Consider the following 18,051-nt stretch of genomic DNA (forward strand, 5'->3'; position numbering starts at 1 on the left):
GGGAAGAGGGAAGAGGGAAGAGGGAATCGGGAAGCGGGAACGGGGAACGGGGAACGGGGAACAGGGAACAGGGAACAGGGAACGGGGAACAGGGAACAGGGAACAGGGAACAGGGAACAGGGAACAGGGGGCCTGCCCAGGCACGGAGCTGGCGCCTCTGCGCGACGCTCTGGAAACACGATCGCAGCCGCGCAGCCTCCAGGTCCCGGTTCCCGATTCCCGATTCCCGATTCCCGGTTCCCGCTCCACCCTTCCCCGTTCCCGCTTCACCGCCATACCTCAGTCAGCCCACGGCCTCCCCAGCGCCAGGGCCACGTTGCTGACGAAGGGCAGGGCGCGGAGGTGGCCGAGCAGTTCGGCGCTGGGGCGGATGGAATGGCTGCCGTTGAGGTCGAGCACGCCCCTGGAGCCGCGGGTCACCAGTTGCAGGCGCATCGGCACCCGGCCGGGGCGATACGGCGCCAGCGCGCTCTCGAAGCGGTCGAGCGCGCCGTCGCCGCGGACGTCGAGGGTCAGCTGCAGGCGGCGGCCGTTCTGGGCGCAGACCTGGTCGAACTCCCAGCAGCCGCGCACGCGCAGCGCGTAGCCGCCGGAGAATTCGTCCTCGCGCAGGCCGCCGTCGAGGATCAGCACGCGGTCGCGGCCCAGCAGCGGCGCGTACTGGCCGAAGGCCTCGCCGAAGAAGGCGCATTCCAGCCGCCCGTGGCCGTCCTCGATCTGCACGAAGGCCTGGGTCTCGCCCTTGCGCCTCACCGCGGTCACCACGCCGGCGACCTTGACCTGCACCTCGCGGCGGCCGCGGGTGTCGCCGAGCATCTGCGCCAGTTCGCCCAGGCTGCGCCCGGTGAGCGAGGCGAGCTCAGGTCGGTAGGGATCGAGCGGATGGCCGCTGCGGTAGTGGCCGAGCGTGTCGCGCTCGCCGTCCAGGCGCTGCTTGAGCGGCCATTCGTCGACGCGCGGCAGGTCCAGGTGCAGGGCCGGCGCGGCGTCGTCGCTCGCGCCGCCGAACAGCGAGACCTGGCCGGCCTCGCGCTCGCGCGCCATCTGCTCGGTGGCGCGCATCACCTCCGGCAGCTGCAGCATCAGCGTGGCGCGGTTCTCGCCGAGGCCGTCGAGCGCGCCCGACAGCACCATCGCCTCGAGCACGCGGCGGTTGAGCCTGCCCGCCTCGACGCGGCGGCAGAACGTGAGCAGGTCGGTGAACGGACCGCCGCTCTCGCGCGCGGCGACCACCGCCTCGATCGCGCCCTGGCCCACGCCCTTGATCGCGCCGAGGCCGTAGCGGATGGTCTTCGGGTCGGTGGCCTCGAACATCCAGGTCGAGGCGTTGACGTCCGGCGACAGCACCGTGAGGCCCATGGCCCGCGCCTCCTCGAGGAAGCCGGTCACCTTCTCGGTGTTGTCCATGTCCGAGGACATCACCGCGGCCATGAACTCCGCCGGGTAGTGCGCCTTGAGCCACGCGGTCTGGTAGGCGACCAGCGCGTAGGCGGCCGAATGCGACTTGTTGAAGCCGTACTCGGCGAACTTCTCCATCAGGTCGAAGATCGAGGTCGCCGTCTGCGGATCGACCCCGCGCTCGGCGGCGCCCGCCTCGAACATCTGGCGCTGCTTGGCCATCTCCTCGGGCTTCTTCTTGCCCATCGCGCGGCGCAGCAGGTCGGCGCCGCCCAGCGAGTAGCCGGCCAGGACCTGGGCGATCTGCATCACCTGTTCCTGGTAGACGATGACGCCGTAGGTCGGCTTCAGCACCGGCTCCAGCGACGGGTGGGGGTAGGTCACCTCGGCGTTGCCGTGCTTGCGGTCGACCCAGTCGCGGTCCATCCCCGAGCCCAGGGGGCCGGGACGGAACAGCGCGGCGAGCGCGATGATGTCCTCGAACACGTCGGGCTTGGCGCGCTTGAGCAGCTCGCGCATGCCGCGGGATTCGAACTGGAACACGGCCACCGTGTCACCGGCGGCGAAGATGCGGTAGGCCTCGCGGTCGTCGAGCTTGAGCGCGGTGATGTCGAGCGCCGGCCGGCCCTCGCGCGCGTGGCGCGCGTTGATGGCCTTCACCGCCCAGTCGATGATGGTGAGCGTGCGCAGGCCGAGGAAGTCGAACTTCACCAGGCCGACGGACTCGACGTCGTCCTTGTCGTACTGGGTGACGATGCTCTTGGCGGTCTCGCCCTTGGCCGCCTGCTCGGCGAACAGCGGCGCGAAGTCGGTCAGCGGCGACGGCGCGATGACCACGCCGCCGGCGTGCTTGCCGGCGTTGCGGGTGAGGTCCTCGAGCTTGAGCGCGAGGTCGATGAGGTCGCGGACCTCCTCCTCGGTCTCGTAGCGCTGCATCAGCTCGGCCGAGGACAGCTCCGGATCGGCCTGCGCCTTCTTGGTGCGCCCGAGCGCGTCGGAGAGGGTGATGCCCAGCGTGTTCGGGATCAGCTTGGCGATACCGTCGACGAACCCGTACGGGTGGCCCAGCACGCGGCCGCAGTCTCGCACCACCGCCTTCGCGGCCATGGTGCCGTAGGTGATGATCTGGCTGACCCGGTCGCGGCCGTACTTGCGCGCGACGTAGTCGATGACCTCGTCGCGGCGGTCCATGCAGAAGTCGATGTCGAAGTCCGGCATCGACACGCGCTCGGGATTGAGGAAGCGCTCGAACAGCAGGTCGTAGGGCAGCGGGTCGAGGTCGGTGATGCCCAGCGCCCAGGCCACCAGCGAACCCGCACCCGAGCCGCGGCCCGGCCCCACCGGGATGCCGTTGTGCTTACCCCAGTTGATGAAGTCCGCGACGATCAGGAAGTAGCCCGGGAACCCCATCTTGATGATGACGTCGAGCTCGATGTCCAGCCGTGCCTCGTAGCTGGCGCGGTCGTGCCCCGGCGCCAGCGGCTGCCTGGCCAGCCGCGCGTCCAGCCCCTCGTGCGCCTGCTTGCGGATCCAGGTCTCCAGGGTCTCGTCGTCGGGCACCGGGAACTGCGGCAGGTAGTAGGTGCCGAAGCTCAGCTCGATGTTGCAGCGCTTGGCCAGCTCGACCGTGTTCTCCAGCGCCTCGGGAAGGTCGGCGAACAGCTCGGCCATCTCGGCCGCCGACTTCAGGTACTGCTCGGGGCTGGTGTCGCGCGGCCGGCGCGGGTCGTCGAGGACGCGGCCGGTGGAGATGCACACCCGCGCCTCGTGCGCGTCGAAGTCCTCGCGCGCGATGAAGCGCACGTCGTTGGTCGCCAGCAGCGGCAGGTCGCGGCGCGCGGCGAGTTCCAGCGCCGCGGCGTTGAAGGCCTCCTCGCCGTCGCGGCCGGTGCGGGTCAGGGCGAGGTACAGGCGCTCGTCGAAGTGGCGCAGCCAGGGGTCGAGCGTGCGCTCGGCGAGCTCGATCTTCCCGGCCGCGGCGTCGGCGCCGACCATGCTCTCGCGCCCGGCCAGCACGAACAGCCCGGCGCCGTCGTCGAACAGCCACTGCGGCCGCGCCACCACGCAGTCGCCGCGATGGCCCTCCAGGTAGGCGCGGGAGAGCAGGCGCGACAGCGAGAGGTAGCCGTCGCGGTCGCGGCACAGCAGGGTCATCCGCGACGGGGCTTCCTCGCCCTCGGCGAACCAGACGTCGGCGCCGGCGATCGGCTTGACCCCCGCGCCCTCGGCGGCGCGATAGAACTTGACCAGGCCGAAGAGGTTGCTGTCGTCGGTCAGCGCCAGCGCGGGGTGGCCGTGCTCCAGCGCGCGGCTGAGCAGGTTCGGCGTCGGCGCCTTGGCCGGGTCGACGTACTCGGACTTTTCCGGCAGGCGGATGATCGAATCCCGCAGCGAGAACTCGCTGTGGATGCGGAGGTGGACGAACCCAGGAGACATGACGACCGTGGCGCAGCGCGACCGGACAGCTTAGGTCCGGTGCGGATGCCCCACAAGCTTTCCTTTTCGAGGGAATGCATTCCCGAACGGGCTACCGATCATGCCGCGGCGGCGCCGGTCAGCGGGGCAGTGGGTAGTGGCCGTCGGGTGCCGGGAATCGGGAACCGGGAATTGGGACCTGAGCCCTGAGGAGCCCCGGCCCGCCTCACCCCACGAACAGGTCCCGCGCCATCCGTTCCCGCACCGGCGCGAAGCTGCGGCGGTGGATCGCGCAGGGCCCGAGCGCCGCCAGCCGCTCGAGGTGCTCGGGCGTGCCGTAGCCCTTGTGCCGGGCGAAGCCGTAGCCAGGATAGACGCGGTCGAGGTCGCACATCAGGCGGTCGCGGGTGACCTTGGCGAGGATCGAGGCGGCCATGATCTCGCGCACGCGCGCGTCGCCGCCGACCACGGCCTCGCCGGGGCAGCACAGGGCCTTCGGCACCAGGTTGCCGTCGATCCGTGCGCGCGCCGCCGCCGGGGCCAGCGCGGCGACCGCGCGGCACATGCCGGCGAAGGTGGCCTGCAGGATGTTGATGCGGTCGATCTCGTCGACGTCGACGATCTCCACCCGCCAGGCGATGGCGCGCGCCTGGATCTTCGGGAACAGCGTCTCGCGCGCCGCCTCGTTGAGCGCCTTGGAGTCGCCGAGGCCGTGGAAGCGCCGCTTCGGATCGAGGATCACCGCCGCCACCACCACCGGCCCGGCGAGCGGCCCGCGACCGGCCTCGTCGACGCCCGCGATCAACGCGCGTGCGGTTTCGATCACGGCACTCATGGCGCCTCCACGAGGTCGACCACCGCGTCCGCCGCGAGCCGGTCGGCGTCGCGGCGCAGGCGCTCGTGCTGGGCGCGGAACACCGGAACCAGCGCCGCGGCCTCCTCCGGATGCTCGAACCAGCGCGCCACCGCCTCGGCGAGCCTCGGCCCGGTGCAGTCGTCCTGCATCAGCTCCGGGATCACCTCGGCGTCGGCCAGCACGTTCGGCAGGCTGTAGCGCTGGATCTTGAGCATCCCCAGGCGCCTGACCAGGAAATGGGTCGAGGGCGCGATGCGGTAGCCGACCACGGTCGGACGCTTGGCCAGCATCGCCTCCAGGGCCGCGGTGCCGGAGGCGAGGAGAACCACGTCCGCGGCGATCATGGCCTCGTGCGAGCGACCGTCGATCACGTGCAGCGCGGCGGTCAGGGCGTCGCGGGCATGGTGCGCGGACAGCGCGGCCTCGAAGCTCGCCCGTGCCGCCGCACCGGCCATCGGCGCGACCGCCAGCAGGCCGGGGATGCGGTCGAGGAGCAGGGCGAGCGCATCGAGGAAGGGCGGCGCCAGGCGCTGGATCTCGCCGCCGCGGCTGCCGGGCAGGAGTGCCAGGAGCGGACGCCCGGCCGGCAGCGCCAGCGCCGCGCGCGCGGCGGCATGGTCGGGCGCCATCGCGAAGCGCTCGGCCAGCGGATGGCCGACGAAGCGCGCGTCGACGCCGAAGCGGGCATAGATCTCCGGCTCCATCGGGAACAGGCACAGCACCCGGTCGGCGCTGACGCCGATCTTCTGCGCGCGCTTCTCGCGCCAGGCCCAGACCGAGGGACTGACGTAGTGGACGGTGCGGATGCCCCCCGCCTTGAGCCGCTTCTCCAGGCCGAGGTTGAAGTCCGGCGCGTCGATGCCGACGAAGACGTCAGGGCCCCAGTCGAGCAGGCGGCGGGTCAGGTCGCGGCGCAGCCTCAGCAGGCGAGGCAGGTGGCGCACCACCTCGGCCAGGCCCATCACCGCGAGCGCCTGGCTGTCGTGCCAGGCCTCGAAGCCCTCGGCGCGCATGCGCTCGCCGCCGATGCCGGCGAACTCCGCGTCCGGCCAGCGCGCGCGCAGGGCGCGGAGCAGGCCGGCGCCGAGCTGGTCGCCCGAGGCCTCGCCGGCGACGAGCGCCACGCGCCGGGGCCGGCGCGCTGCGGGCTGGAGATCGGTGATCGGGGGTTCGGGTGGCATCGCGGGAATCGCAGGAGGCGCCGCGGCGGTCGCGCCGCGGTCCGCGCATCCTAGGTCAGGCACGCATGCCGGCGCGACCGGCCGCGGGGTCGTCAGCGCGCGAGCGGGCGCCCGGCGGTGGCGAGGAAGTCGACGAAGCCGCGCACGTCGTCGCTGTCCTCGGCCGCGGCGTGCAGGGCGGTCATCGCCTCGGCGCGTGGCAGGCCCGACATGTACAGCGTGCGGTAGGCGCGGCGGATCGCGCCGATGCGCTCGGCGTCGAAGCCGCGCCGCTTGAGGCCCTCGGCGTTGATCCCGCGCGGGCGGCCGTACTCGTCGGCCACCATCACGAAGGGCGGCACGTCGCCGTTGACCAGGCAGCCCATGCCGATGAAGGCGTGGGCGCCGATCCGGCAGAACTGGTGCACCCCGGCGAAGCCCGACAGGATGGCGTGGTCGCCGACCTCGACGTGGCCGGCGATCGTGGCGTTGTTGGACATGATCACGTGGTTGCCGACGCAGCAGTCGTGGGCGACGTGCGCGTAGGCCTGGATCCAGTTGTCGTCGCCGATGCGGGTGATGCCGCCGCCTCCCTCGGTGCCGCGGTTGATGGTGACGAACTCGCGGATGTGGTTGCGGTCGCCGATCACCAGTTCCGCGCGCTCGCCGTGGAACTTCTTGTCCTGCGCGTCGCCGCCGATCGCGGCGAAGGCGTGCACGCGGTTGTCGCGGCCGATGCGGGTGGGCCCCAGCACCACGCAGTGCGCGCCGATGTGGGTGCCGTCGCCGATGCGGACGTTCGCGCCGATCACGCTGAACGCGCCGACGTGGACGTCGGCGCCGAGCTCGGCGGCCGGATCGATCTGCGCGGTGGGATGGATCATGGTCAGGCGCTCCGGTCGGCGCAGACGATCTCGGCGCGCGCCGCCTCCTCGCCGTCCACCAGCGCGCGCGCGCTGTAGAAGCCCATCCGGCGCAGCGTGCGGCGCAGCTCGACCTCGAGCACCAGCTGGTCGCCCGGCACCACCATGCGCGAGAAGCGGACCTCGTCGACCTTGACCAGGAAGTACTGCTTGTTGTCGCAGGCGCTGGCCTGCTCGGAGAGCTGGGTCAGCAGGCCGCCGGCCTGGGCCATGGCCTCGATGATCAGCACGCCCGGCATCACCGGCTTGTTCGGGAAGTGGCCGTCGAAGAAGGGCTCGTTGCGGGTGACGTTCTTCAGCGCGCGGATGCGCTTGCCCGGTTCGACCTCGACCACGCGATCCACCAGCAGGAAGGGATAGCGGTGCGGCAGCATCTCCTGGATGCGCGCCGAGTCGATCGGCAGCGTGATCTGGGGTGCGGTGTCGGTCATGTCGGGTCCTTCGTGGCCGCGTTGATCCTGCGGGCCAGGGTGTCGAGGTGCTTGAAGCGGGCGGCGTTGCGGCGCCAGCTGCGGTTGTCCTGGATCGGCGTGCCGGAGGAGTACTCGCCCGGTTCGCGGATCGAATGGGTCACCAGGCTCATCGCGGTGATGGTGACGCGGTCGGCGAGTTCGAGGTGGCCGAGCACGCCGGCGCTGCCGCCGATCAGGCAGTAGCGGCCGATCTTCGCCGACCCGGCGACCGCGCTGCAGCCGGCCAGCGCCGAATGCGCGCCGATGACCACGTTGTGCGCGATCTGGATCTGGTTGTCGAGGCGCACGTCCTCGCCGAGCACGGTGTCGTCGAGGGCACCGCGGTCGATGGTGGTGTTGGCGCCGATCTCGCAGTCGTCGCCGACCACGACGCCGCCGAGCTGCGGGACCTTGAGCCAGCGCCCCTGTTCCATCGCCAGGCCGAAGCCGTCCGCGCCGAGCACGGCGCCCGGATGGACCAGCACCCGCGCGCCCAGGCGCACGCGCGTAACCAGGGTGACGCGGGCGACCAGGCGGCTGTCCGCGCCGACGGTGCAGTCCTCGCCGATCACGCAGCCCGGTCCGACCACGGCGCCGGCCTCGATCACGCTGCGCGCGCCGATGCTGACGAAGGGGCCGATCTCGGCGGCGGGATCGACCCGCGCATCGGCGGCGACGACCGCCGAAGGATGGACACCCGCTCGCGGTGCCGGCGTCGGATCGAACAGCGCGGCGATGCGGGCGAAGGCGGAGTAGGGGTCGCGCGCGACGAGGCAGGCGACCGGGCACTCGCCGGCATCCTCCTCGCGCAGCACCACCGCTTCCGCGCCGGTGGCCATGAGTTCGGCGCGGTAGCGCGGATTGGCGAGGAAGGCGAGCTGTCCCGCCGCGGCGCGCGCCAGCGTGGCCACGCCGGTGACCGGAGTGGCGGGATCGCCGCGCAGCCCCAGACCAAAACGCTCGGCGAGGGCGCCGAGCGTGTGGGGGGAGCGGACCGCATGCGGCGCCGTGGAGGTCGGCGTCGCCATCCTCAGAACGTGCTGCCGAAGGTGAACTGGAGGCGCTCGAGCTCGTCGTCGTCCTCCTTCTTCACCGGGTAGGCGTAGCTGATCGAGATCGGGCCGATCGGCGCGCGCCACTGCAGCGCGATGCCTGCCGAGGCGCGCAGGTCGCCGGTGTCGAAGTCGTCGGTGTCGCTGTAGACGTTGCCGACGTCGACGAAGGCGGACACGCGCGCGGCGGGGGTATCGAGCAGGCGCGGGAAGAAGAACTCGAGCTGGCCGACGGTCTTGATCGCGCCACCCAGCGGCTGCCGGTAGCTGGAGCCGGTCGCGTAGGCGTAGGGGCCGAGCGTGTTGTCGCGGAAACCGCGTACCGAGTTGACGCCACCGGCGTAGAAGTTCTCGAAGAACGGCAGGCCGCTGGCGGTCAGGGTCACCGTGCAGCTCTCCTCCTCGTCCGGGCAGTCGGCGCGCGGGCCGGTCACGGTGCGGGTGAAGTCGTCGCCGTAGGAGTCGCCGTAGCCGAGGTCGAGGCCGGTGCGCATCACCAGCCAGGAGGTCAGCGGCCAGTACTTGGAGTACTGGTAGTTGAGCTTGTAGTACTCGACCGTCGAACCCGGCAGCGCGATCTGCGCGCCCACGCGCTGGTAGGTGCCGCGGGTCGGCTGGAAGAAGTCGTTGCGGGTGTCGCGCGCCCAGGCGAGCTCGAGGCTCCAGGTCTTGAACGTGCGGTTTCCGACCGCGTCGATGTAGTCGACGATCTCCTGCGGCGTGTAGCCGGGATAGGCGAAGATCTCGTTGCTCTCGATGCCGAAGTTGGCGGAGACGGTGTCGGTCTCGGTGATCGGCAGGCCGAACAGCGCGCGGGCGCCGCGCGCGGTCGAGGAGAACTGGGCGATGTTGTAGTTCGACTGGTCGAACTCGCGCCAGTACAGGTTGTAGCCGAGCGACATGCCGTCGTCGGTGAAGTAGGGATCGAGGTAGGTGAAGTCGTAGCGCTGCAGGTAATCGTTGCGCTGCGCGGCGATCGAGAACTGGTTGCCCGAGCCCAGGAAGTTGTTCTGCGACAGCTGCACCTGGGTGATCAGGCCGGACAGCTGCGAATAGCCGAGGCCGAACACGAAGCTGCCGGAGGTGGTCTCCTTGACCGTCACCACCACGTCGACCTGGTCGGGCGAGCCCTCGACGCGCGGGGTCTGCACCTCGACGCCGCCGGACTCGAAGAAGCCCAGCCGCTGCAGGCGGATCTTGGACCGGTCGATCGCGGCCTGCGAATACCAGCTGCCCTCGAACTGGCGCATCTCGCGGCGCAGGACCTCGTCGGAGGTGCGCGCATTGCCCTTGAACTCGATGCGGCGCACGTACACGCGCGGGCCCGGCTGCACGTTGAAGTTCAGCGCGACGGTGCGGTTCTCGCGGTCGATCTCGGGGATCGGGTTCACCTCGGCGAAGGCGTAGCCGATGTTGGCCAGCACCGTGGTGATGCGCTCGGAGGTGGCCTCCAGCAGGCGCCGCGAGAAGATCTGCTCGGGGCGCACGATGACCATCTGCTCGATCTGCTCCTGCGGCAGGATGGTGTCGCCGGTGACCTTGACGTCGGAGATCGTGTAGACCTCGCCCTCGCTGACGTTGGCGACCAGGGACATGTCCTGCTTGTCCGGGCTGATCGAGACCTGGGTGGAATCGATGTTGAAGTCGACGTAGCCGCGGTCGAGGTACCAGCTGTCGAGCTTCTCCAGGTCGCCGGAGAGCTTTTCCTGCGAGTACTGGTCGTCGCGGCGGTACCACGACAGCCAGTTGCTGGTGTTGGACTCCCAGCTCTCGCGGATCGTCTCGTCCTCGTAGGTCTCGTTGCCGACCAGGTTGATGTGGCGGATCTTGGCCGCCTTGCCCTCGACGATGACGATGTTGACGTCGACGCGGTTGCGGTCGAGCTGCTTGACGTCGGGGGTGATGGTGACGCTGTACTTGCCGCGGTTGTTGTACTGGCGCGTGAGTTCCTGGGTGACCCGCTCCAGGCTCAGGCGGTTGAAGGTCTCGCCCTCGGCCAAGCCGATGTCGCGCAGGCCGCGCTGCAGGTCTTCGGTCTGGATGTCCTTGTTGCCGCTGAGGGTGATCTGGTTGATCGCCGGGCGCTCGCGCACGTTGACGACCAGGATGTCGCCCTCGCGCGAGAGGGTGATGTCCTCGAAGAAACCGGTGGAGAACAGGGCGCGGATGGCGTCGGCCGAACGCGTCGCGTCGAGCGTGTCGCCGCGCTCCACCGGAAGGTAGGTGAACACGGTACCGGCGGAGATGCGCTGCAGCCCGTCGACGCGGATGTCGGAGACGGTGAAGGGGGCCACGTTCTGCGCGGCGACCGGAGCACAGACCGCCGCCGCGAGGGCGAGGGCGAGCAGGCGGCGGTTGACGGTTCGCTTCATGTCACGTCCGGTTGAGCGGATCGCGCTGCGCGCGCCCCGCGGTTGGAGATGGGGAGTCGAGGAATCGGGCATCCGGCGTTCGCTCGGTCGTCGCCGCCGTCAGGAGACGACAAGGCGCAGGATGTCGTTGTAGAAGGCCAGCCCCATCAGGCCGGCGAGCAGCGCCAGTCCGACGTATTGGCCAGCCATGACGGCGCGTTCGCTCAACGGGCTGCCTTTGATCAGCTCGATAAGGTAATACAGCAGGTGTCCGCCGTCCAAGACGGGGATGGGAAGCAGGTTCATGACCGCCAGGCTCAGCGAGAGCAGGGCGAGGAAGTTCAGGAACCAGGCCAGGCCGAGCTGCGCCGAGCTGTTGGCGTACTGGGCGATGGAAATGGGCCCGGAGATGTTCTTCAGCGAGGCCCGGCCGTCGACCATGCGGGCGAGCATGCCGAAGGTCTCGCGGGTCAGGCGCCAGGTCTCGGCGACGGCGGCCGGCAGCGCGTCGACGACGCCGTGCTCGAGCGTGGTGTCGTAGGCGGCCTCGCCCTGCGGCGGATCGAGTCCGAGGATCCAGCGTGCGCCGCCGGCGTCGTCCTCGTACCACTCGGGCGTCAGCCACAGGCGACGGCGCTCGCCGCCGCGCTCGACCTCGACCTCCAGTGCCTGCCCGTCCGCGGCCTGCGCCTGCACCGCCGCGCCGATCTCGTCCCAGGAGCGGACGTCCCGGTCGCCGATGCGCAGCAGGCGATCGCCGGCCTCGATGCCGGCGCGGGCCGCCGGCGAATCCGCCCTGATCGCGCGGGGGGTGGCCGGCAACAGGAGCTGCTGGCGCACCAGGCCGATCTCCGACAGCAGGCGCCGCTCCTCGACGCCTTCGGGGATGCGGCTGAGCTCGAGGTCGCGGATCGCGGTACCGCCCGCCGCCGCGCGCACCTCGACCGCGACGTCGCGCCGATCCATCGCCGCGGTGACCAGGGCGAGGCCGGCGTCGGTCCAGGTCGGCACCGGGGTCTGCCCGATCCGCAGGATGCGGTCGCCGGGCTCGAATCCGGCCTCGGCGGCGATGCCTTCGGCGCGCCCGACCAGGGGCAGGTAGTCGGGCTTGCCGACCGCGAACATCGCCCACAGCAGGGCGACGCAGAGCACGAGGTTGGCGCCGGGTCCGGCGGCGACGATGGCGATGCGCTTCCACACCGGCTTGCGGTTGAAGGCGAAGTCGCGCTCCTCCGGCGCGACCTCGCCCTCGCGCTCGTCGAGCATGCGCACGTAGCCGCCGAGCGGCAGCGCCGCGACCACGTACTCGACGCCGTCGCGCCCGACGCGCTTCCACAGCGGACGTCCGAATCCGACCGAGAAGCGCAGCACGCGCACGCCGCAGCGGCGGGCGACCCAGAAGTGGCCGAACTCGTGGAAGGTGACCAGCAGCCCGAGGCTGACGATCAGCCACCAGACGGAGCCGAAGAAGGTTTGCATCATCGGGCGCGGATCATCAGGCGGCGAACCGGTGGATCAGCGCGTGCGCGGCATCGCGGGCGCGCGCGTCGGAGGCGAGCAGGGCGTCGAGCCCCTGGTGCGGCGCGTCGTGCAGCGCATCCATCACCGCGGCGATCAGGACAGGGATGTCAAGGAAACGCAAACGGCGCTGAAGAAAGGCTGAAACCGCCACCTCGTTGGCGGCGTTGAGCACGGCCGCCGCGGCGCCGCCTTCGTCCAGCGCGCGGTAGGCCAGGCGCAGGCAGGGAAAGGTGGCGTGGTCGGGCGGTTCGAAGTCGAGGCGGCCGATGCGCGCGAGGTCCAGCGGCTCGACGCCCGACGCGACCCGCTCCGGCCAGGCCAGCGCATAGGCGAGGGTCGTGCGCATGTCGGGACGGCCGAGCTGCGCGAGCATCGAGCCGTCGACGTAGTCGACCATCGAGTGCACCACGCTCTGCGGGTGCACCACGACGTCGATCCGCTCCGGCGGCATTGCGAACAGCCAGTGCGCCTCGATCACCTCCAGCCCCTTGTTCATGAGCGTGGCGGAATCCACCGAGATCTTGCGGCCCATCGACCAGTTCGGATGCGCGCAGGCCTCGTCGGGGCCGATCGCGGCGAGCGACTCGCGGCTGCGGCCGCGGAACGGGCCGCCGGATGCGGTCAGCAGCAGGCGGCGCACGCCGCCGCGGTCGGCGTCGCCGTCGTGCGGCAGGCACTGGAAGATCGCGCTGTGCTCGGAATCCACCGGGATCAGCGTCGCCCCGCCGGCGGCGACCGCATCCATCAGCAGGCGCCCGGCCAGCACCACCGACTCCTTGTTCGCCAGCAGCAGGCGCTTGCCGGCGCGGGCGGCGGCAAGCGTCGAGGCCACGCCGGCGGCGCCGACGATGGCGGCGACCACGGTGTCGACGGCGGCTTCCGAGGCCAGCGCGCACAGCGCGTCGGTGCCCGCGTGCGCCCGCGTGGCCAGGCCGGCCTCCGCCAGGCCGTCGCGCAGCCGCGGGTAGTGCGCGGCGTCGACGATCACGGCGTGCTCGGGCCGGAAGCGGCGGCACAGCGCCAGCAGCTCCTCGACCCGCGCGTGCGCGCTCAGCACCGTCGCGCGGAAGCGCTCCGGATGGCGGGCGATGACGTCGAGCGCCGAACTGCCGATGGACCCGGTCGCGCCGAGGACGGCGATGCGCTGCACGCTCACAGTCCGAACAGCCCCTTGAGCACGACGAAGACCGGCATCGCCGCGAGCACGCCGTCGATGCGGTCGAGGATGCCGCCGTGGCCGGGCAGGACGGAGCCGGAGTCCTTGATGCCGCTGTGGCGCTTCATCAGGCTCTCGAACAGATCGCCCACCACCGAGGCCACCGCCGCCACCGCGGCGGTCGCCGCCAGCCCGGGCAGCGAGGTCTCGAGTCCAAGCAGCAGCGCGAAGGCCGGCGTGATCACCACGCAGCCGACGACGCCGCCCCAGAACCCGGCCCAGGTCTTGCCGGGACTGACCCTGGGCGCGAGCTTGCGGCGGCCGAGGAAGCGCCCGGCGAAATAGGCGGCGCTGTCGGCGGCCCAGATGCCGGCCACGGCCGCCAGCGCCCAGCGCGGCGACTCCGCATGCAGGACCGCCAGCGCGGTCCAGGCCGGGATCACGCAGAGGCTGCCGGCGGCGAGCTTGAGCATCCGCATGCCCCCGCGGTCCTCCGCGCCGAAGCCGGGGCGCAGGATCCACAGCAGGGCCAGCACCCACCACAGCGCCCCGAGCAGGGTGATCAGCATGAACAGGCCGTTCTGCCCGCCCCACGTCCATGCCAGTGCGGCGAGCACCGCGGCATGCGCGAGCACGAGCACCGCACGCGGCACCGTCTCGCCGATGCCGACCAGCCGCGTGTACTCCCACAGCCCCCACAGGAACACCGCGGCCACCAGGGCGACGAACCATGCCGTCGGCAACAGCAGGACGGCGGCGATCGCCAGCGGAGTGAGCAGCAGTGCGGTGATCACGCGGGTGCGCATCTGGAACGGTCCTCGAAGACGGCGGCGGGAACGGCGATGCCGTCCCCGCGGTTCATGATGCCGGCCCGGCGGCGATCTGCGCACCGGTGAGGCCGAAGCGCCGCTCGCGCATCGCGAAGTCGGCGAGCGCCGCGCGCAGGACGTCCTCGTCCAGGTCCGGCCACAGGGTCTCGGTGAACCACAGTTCGGTGTAGGCGAGCTGCCACAGCAGGAAATTGCTGATGCGCATGTCGCCGCCGGTGCGGATGAAGAGGTCGGGCGGGGCGATGTCGGCCAGCGCCACGTGTGCGCCCAGCGCGGCTTCGTCGATCGTCGCCGGGTCGAGCCGGCCCGCCGCGGCCTCGGTCGCCAGCATGCGCGCGGCCTGGGCGATGTCCCAGCGCCCGCCATAGCCGGCGGCGATGGTGAGCTCCAGCGCGCGGTTGCCGGCGGTCAGCGCCTCGGCGTCGCGCATGCGGGCCACGATCCGCGCCGAGAAGCCGGAGCGGTCGCCGATGAAGCGCAGGCGCACCCCGCGGCGGTGCAGTTCCTCGACCTCGCGCTCGAGCGCCGACAGGAACAGGCGCATGAGCGCGCCCACCTCCTCGGCGGGACGGCTCCAGTTCTCGCTGGAGAACGCGAACAGGGTCAGCGCGCCGATGCCCTCGCGCAGGCAGAAGTCGATGCAGAGGTTGACCGCGCGCGCGCCGGCGCGGTGGCCGATCGAGCGCGGCCGGCGTCGCTGCTGCGCCCAGCGCCCGTTGCCGTCCATCACGATCGCGACGTGGCGCGGCACGCGTGCGGGAATCCGTTCGTTCATGGCATCGCACGGCGGGCGGACCCGCCCGGCCTCAGATCGCGAGCAATTCCTGCTCCTTGGCCTTGACGACTTCGTCGATGTCCTTGACGAACCTGTCGGTCAGCTTCTGCACGTCCTCCTCGGCGCGACGCTGGTCGTCCTCGGTGATCTGCTTGTCCTTGAGCAGTTCCTTGACCTGCTGGATCGCGTCGCGGCGGATGTTGCGCACGGCGATCTTGGCGTCCTCGCCGTCGGCGGCCACGCGCTTGCCCAGCTCCTTGCGCCGCTCCTCGGTGAGCGGGGGCAGGTTGATGCGGATGGTGGTGCCGGCGGTGTTGGGGGTGAGGCCCAGGTCGGAGGCGAGGATGGCCTTCTCGACCGCCTGCACCATCGGCTTCTCCCACGGCGTGATGGTGAGCGAGCGCGCGTCGGTGACCGCGACACTGGCGACCTGGGACAGCGGCACGTCCGAGCCGTAGTAGTTGACCTTGAGGTGGTCGACCAGGCTGGCCGAGGCGCGGCCGGTGCGCAGCTTGGTGAGCTCGTGCTGCAGCGCCTCGACGCTCTTGGTCATGCGCTGGCTGGCGTCCTTCTTGATCTCGTCGAGCATCGGTGACTCCGCGTCGGATTCTGTGGGCATGTCAGCAGGCCATTATAGGCCCACGGGCGCGGGCGCCCACGCCCAGCCGCCAAGCTCGGCGGACGCGCGGCGTTCAGGCCTTGGCCGCGTGCACCAGGGTACCGATCGCCTGGCCCTTGAGGATGCGCATGAGATCGCCGGGGCGGGTCATGTCGTAGATCCGCAGCGGCATGCCGTAGTCGCGGCACAGGGCGATGGCGGCGGTGTCCATCACCTGCAGGTTGCGCGCGATCACCTCGTCGTAGGACAGCTTCTCGTAGCGGCGCGCGTCCTTCTTCTTCTTCGGGTCGGCGTCGTATACGCCGTCGACCTTGGTCGCCTTGAGCAGCAGGTCCGCGCCGATCTCCACCGCGCGCAGCGCCGCCGCAGAGTCGGTGGTGAAGAAGGGATTGCCGGTCCCAGCCGCGAACAGCACGACCCGGCCCTTCTCGAAGTGGCGGATCGCGCGGCGGCGGATGAAGTCCTCGCAGACCTCGTTGATCTTGATCGCGCTGGTGGTGCGGACCTCGACGCCCAGCTTCTCCAGCGCGTCCTGCATCGCCAGGGCGTTCATGACCGTGGCGAGCATGCCCATGTGATCGCCGGTGACGCGGTCCATGCCTGCCTCGGCCAGCCCCGCGCCGCGGAAGATGTTGCCGCCGCCGATGACCACGCCGACCTCGACGCCGGCCTGCTGCACGTCGCGGATCTCCCGCGCCAGCCGGCCGATCACCTCGGGATCGATGCCGTAGTCCATGCTCCCCATGAGCGCTTCGCCGGAGAGCTTGAGGAGGATGCGGCGGTACTTGATCGGCTTGTCGGTCACGGCAGGGCTCCGGGCAGGCGCCCACCGGGCCGTTGGAACTGTGCGACGGCGCGGCGGTGGGCAGGGGGCGGCGCGGACGGCGACGGCGGGGTCGACATCGGATCAGGCGCCGGGGGCGCGGGGATTGTAGCGCCTCGGTCGCGGCGCGGGTGACCGCGATCGCCTCAGGCGTCGGGCGGCGAGGGCGGACGCGTCTCGCGCATCATGCGGTTGCGGCCGGCGCGCTTGGCGTCGTAGAGCGCCTCGTCGGCGGCGCGCAGCAGCGCCTCGACGCTCTCGTACTGCTCGTGGCCGCCCTGGGTGGCCAGGCCCGCGGACACGGTGATGTGGACGATCTCGCCCTCGGCTTCGGCCATCGGCGTCTGCGAGATGATCTCCACCAGCCGCTGCAGCACCGCCGAGGCGGCGTCGGTGGCGGTGCCCGGCAGGACCAGAAGGAATTCCTCGCCGCCGTAGCGGGCGACGATGTCGGAGCCGCGCAGGGTGTTCATGACCACCGCCGCGAACGCCCGCAGCACGTCGTCGCCGACCAGGTGCCCGAAGCGGTCGTTGATGAGCTTGAAGTCGTCGAGGTCGAGGAACGCCACCGACAGCGGCCAGCCGAAGCGGGCGGCGGAGTCGAACTCGTCGCGCAGGACCTCCTCCAGCCGCATCCGGTTGTAGAGGCCGGTGAGCGGATCGCGCCGGGACTGCTCCTCCAGCGCGCGGGCGCGGTCGGCCAGGCGCTCGCTTTCCTGGGCGCGGCGGGTCGATTCCTGGAGCTGGTTGAGGTTGCGCAGGATGATGAGCTCGCGCGCGTGCTCCAGGATCGTCTCCACCCGCTCCGGATCGGCTCCCTGCCGCTCCAGCTCGAACAGGGCGTTGATCTCCGGCAGCGCGTTGCTGACCTGGGCGAGGATCTCGGCGAAGTCGCCGCGGTCCAGGCCGAGGCGCTCGCGCAGCATCTGCCCGGCGGCGCGACGCGCGGCGACGGGGTCGTCGCGCAGCCAGATGTCGGCGACCAGGGCGGAGGCGGCGACGCAGGTGGCGAAGGTGCCGGCGCCGTCGCGGCCGTCGCTGCCGCCGATGGCCTCGACCAGGTAGTCGGGCAGCGACCATTGCCGCGCCATCCAGATGCCGATCTCGACGTGGTCGGCCTCGAAGTGTTCCAGCTCGAGGCGGCGCAGGTGCGCATCGTCCGTCGCCTCCTGCAGGACGCCGGCATAGATCCGCGGCTCGAGGTGGGCGAGGGCGAGCATGCCGAGGTCCTGCAGCAGCCCGGCCAGCATCAGCTCCTCTCCCTGCGGCAGGCGCAGGCGGGTGGCCAGCACCCGGCAGGTGGTAGCAGCCAGCGCCGCGCGCTGCCAGATGCGCGCCATGTCGGGGGAGCCGGCGGCGTCGGGGCTGCGCAGCGAGCGCGCCAGGATGAAGCCGAGCGCCAGGGTGAGTGCGGCGTTCAGCCCCAGCATCGTCAGCGCCTGGCGCAGGTTGTCGATGCGGCGCTGGGTGCCGTAGAGCGGCGAGTTGGCGATGCGCATGATCTTCGCCGCCAGCGCAGCATCCCGCGACAGCACCTGGGCGACCTCGGCCAGCTCGGCCTCGGGATTCTCGGCGAGCGCGATCATGCGCAGCGCCGCGCCCGACGGCGAGGGCAGGTTGCGGGTGTGCAGCAGGCGCGAGGCGATCTCCGGGTGCATGCGGGTCCTGCGGAGGGTCACCCGAAGTCGGGACGTCGGTTCTTGTTATCGGCCGGATGGAC

General features: G+C 71.2%; 14 protein-coding genes. All 14 read right to left on the reverse strand.

The window, feature by feature from the left end; genetic code table 11:
- Positions 1 to 279: 279 nt before the first annotated feature.
- Positions 280 to 3,834 (reverse strand): DNA polymerase III subunit alpha, encoded by a 3,555-nt coding sequence (gene dnaE / locus KB893_RS04210; RefSeq protein ID WP_211927256.1) that lies wholly within the window; start codon positions 3,832 to 3,834, stop codon positions 280 to 282.
- 205 nt (positions 3,835 to 4,039) lie between these two features.
- Entirely contained in the window at positions 4,040 to 4,648 is a 609-nt protein-coding gene (locus KB893_RS04215) for a ribonuclease HII (RefSeq protein ID WP_213173458.1), read from the reverse strand.
- On the reverse strand, positions 4,645 to 5,850 hold the full coding sequence (gene lpxB, locus KB893_RS04220; RefSeq protein WP_213173459.1) for a lipid-A-disaccharide synthase: 1,206 nt from the start codon (positions 5,848 to 5,850) through the stop codon (positions 4,645 to 4,647). The genes KB893_RS04215 and lpxB overlap by 4 nt, the downstream gene beginning before the upstream one ends.
- Positions 5,851 to 5,942: 92 nt before the next feature.
- Positions 5,943 to 6,713 (reverse strand): acyl-ACP--UDP-N-acetylglucosamine O-acyltransferase, encoded by a 771-nt coding sequence (gene lpxA, locus KB893_RS04225; RefSeq protein ID WP_213173460.1) that lies wholly within the window; start codon positions 6,711 to 6,713, stop codon positions 5,943 to 5,945.
- Positions 6,714 to 6,715: 2 nt separating this feature from the next.
- A complete protein-coding gene (fabZ, locus tag KB893_RS04230) occupies positions 6,716 to 7,183 on the reverse strand; it encodes a 3-hydroxyacyl-ACP dehydratase FabZ (protein WP_211927259.1) in 468 nt (155 codons plus the stop codon).
- A complete protein-coding gene (lpxD, locus tag KB893_RS04235; RefSeq protein WP_211927260.1) occupies positions 7,180 to 8,232 on the reverse strand; it encodes a UDP-3-O-(3-hydroxymyristoyl)glucosamine N-acyltransferase in 1,053 nt (350 codons plus the stop codon). Before lpxD ends, fabZ begins: the two co-directional genes overlap by 4 nt.
- A 2-nt stretch (positions 8,233 to 8,234) precedes the next feature.
- The gene (bamA, locus tag KB893_RS04240) at positions 8,235 to 10,628 is read right to left on the reverse strand and encodes an outer membrane protein assembly factor BamA (protein WP_213173461.1); all 2,394 of its coding nucleotides are present in this window, start codon (positions 10,626 to 10,628) and stop codon (positions 8,235 to 8,237) included.
- Positions 10,629 to 10,727: 99 nt separating this feature from the next.
- On the reverse strand, positions 10,728 to 12,086 hold the full coding sequence (rseP, locus tag KB893_RS04245) for an RIP metalloprotease RseP (protein WP_213173488.1): 1,359 nt from the start codon (positions 12,084 to 12,086) through the stop codon (positions 10,728 to 10,730).
- 16 nt (positions 12,087 to 12,102) lie between these two features.
- On the reverse strand, positions 12,103 to 13,284 hold the full coding sequence (locus tag KB893_RS04250; RefSeq protein ID WP_377730766.1) for a 1-deoxy-D-xylulose-5-phosphate reductoisomerase: 1,182 nt from the start codon (positions 13,282 to 13,284) through the stop codon (positions 12,103 to 12,105).
- Positions 13,281 to 14,090, reverse strand: coding sequence for a phosphatidate cytidylyltransferase (locus KB893_RS18235; protein ID WP_246505289.1), 810 nt, complete (start codon positions 14,088 to 14,090; stop codon positions 13,281 to 13,283). The genes KB893_RS04250 and KB893_RS18235 overlap by 4 nt, the downstream gene beginning before the upstream one ends.
- Positions 14,091 to 14,142: 52 nt before the next feature.
- Positions 14,143 to 14,889, reverse strand: a complete 747-nt coding sequence (gene uppS / locus KB893_RS04255) for a polyprenyl diphosphate synthase (RefSeq protein ID WP_211927842.1) — start codon at positions 14,887 to 14,889, stop codon at positions 14,143 to 14,145.
- A gap of 31 nt (positions 14,890 to 14,920) precedes the next feature.
- Positions 14,921 to 15,478: a ribosome recycling factor gene (gene frr / locus KB893_RS04260; RefSeq protein WP_211927843.1), complete on the reverse strand. Its 558-nt coding sequence runs from the start codon at positions 15,476 to 15,478 to the stop codon at positions 14,921 to 14,923.
- A gap of 103 nt (positions 15,479 to 15,581) precedes the next feature.
- Complete coding sequence (gene pyrH, locus KB893_RS04265) at positions 15,582 to 16,313, reverse strand: UMP kinase (protein ID WP_211927844.1); 732 nt, start codon at positions 16,311 to 16,313, stop codon at positions 15,582 to 15,584.
- Positions 16,314 to 16,477: 164 nt separating this feature from the next.
- On the reverse strand, positions 16,478 to 17,989 hold the full coding sequence (locus KB893_RS04270; RefSeq protein ID WP_213173463.1) for a sensor domain-containing diguanylate cyclase: 1,512 nt from the start codon (positions 17,987 to 17,989) through the stop codon (positions 16,478 to 16,480).
- Positions 17,990 to 18,051: the final 62 nt, after the last annotated feature.

This window comes from Coralloluteibacterium stylophorae (genome assembly GCF_018122625.2).
In the GTDB taxonomy this organism is placed as follows: Bacteria; Pseudomonadota; Gammaproteobacteria; order Xanthomonadales; family Xanthomonadaceae; genus Coralloluteibacterium; species Coralloluteibacterium stylophorae.

Excerpts from the sequence above, each read along its gene's own strand:
- fabZ (WP_211927259.1), bottom strand. The coding sequence starts at position 7,183 with ATGACCGACACCGCACCCCAGATCACGCTGCCGATCGACTCGGCGCGC.
- rseP (WP_213173488.1), bottom strand. The coding sequence starts at position 12,086 with ATGCAAACCTTCTTCGGCTCCGTCTGGTGGCTGATCGTCAGCCTCGGG.
- lpxA (WP_213173460.1), bottom strand. The coding sequence starts at position 6,713 with ATGATCCATCCCACCGCGCAGATCGATCCGGCCGCCGAGCTCGGCGCC.
- dnaE (WP_211927256.1), bottom strand. The coding sequence starts at position 3,834 with ATGTCTCCTGGGTTCGTCCACCTCCGCATCCACAGCGAGTTCTCGCTG.
- KB893_RS18235 (WP_246505289.1), bottom strand. The coding sequence starts at position 14,090 with ATGCGCACCCGCGTGATCACCGCACTGCTGCTCACTCCGCTGGCGATC.
- bamA (WP_213173461.1), bottom strand. The coding sequence starts at position 10,628 with ATGAAGCGAACCGTCAACCGCCGCCTGCTCGCCCTCGCCCTCGCGGCG.
- KB893_RS04270 (WP_213173463.1), bottom strand. The coding sequence starts at position 17,989 with ATGCACCCGGAGATCGCCTCGCGCCTGCTGCACACCCGCAACCTGCCC.
- uppS (WP_211927842.1), bottom strand. The coding sequence starts at position 14,889 with ATGAACGAACGGATTCCCGCACGCGTGCCGCGCCACGTCGCGATCGTG.
- KB893_RS04215 (WP_213173458.1), bottom strand. The coding sequence starts at position 4,648 with ATGAGTGCCGTGATCGAAACCGCACGCGCGTTGATCGCGGGCGTCGAC.
- lpxB (WP_213173459.1), bottom strand. The coding sequence starts at position 5,850 with ATGCCACCCGAACCCCCGATCACCGATCTCCAGCCCGCAGCGCGCCGG.
- frr (WP_211927843.1), bottom strand. The coding sequence starts at position 15,478 with ATGCTCGACGAGATCAAGAAGGACGCCAGCCAGCGCATGACCAAGAGC.
- lpxD (WP_211927260.1), bottom strand. The coding sequence starts at position 8,232 with ATGGCGACGCCGACCTCCACGGCGCCGCATGCGGTCCGCTCCCCCCAC.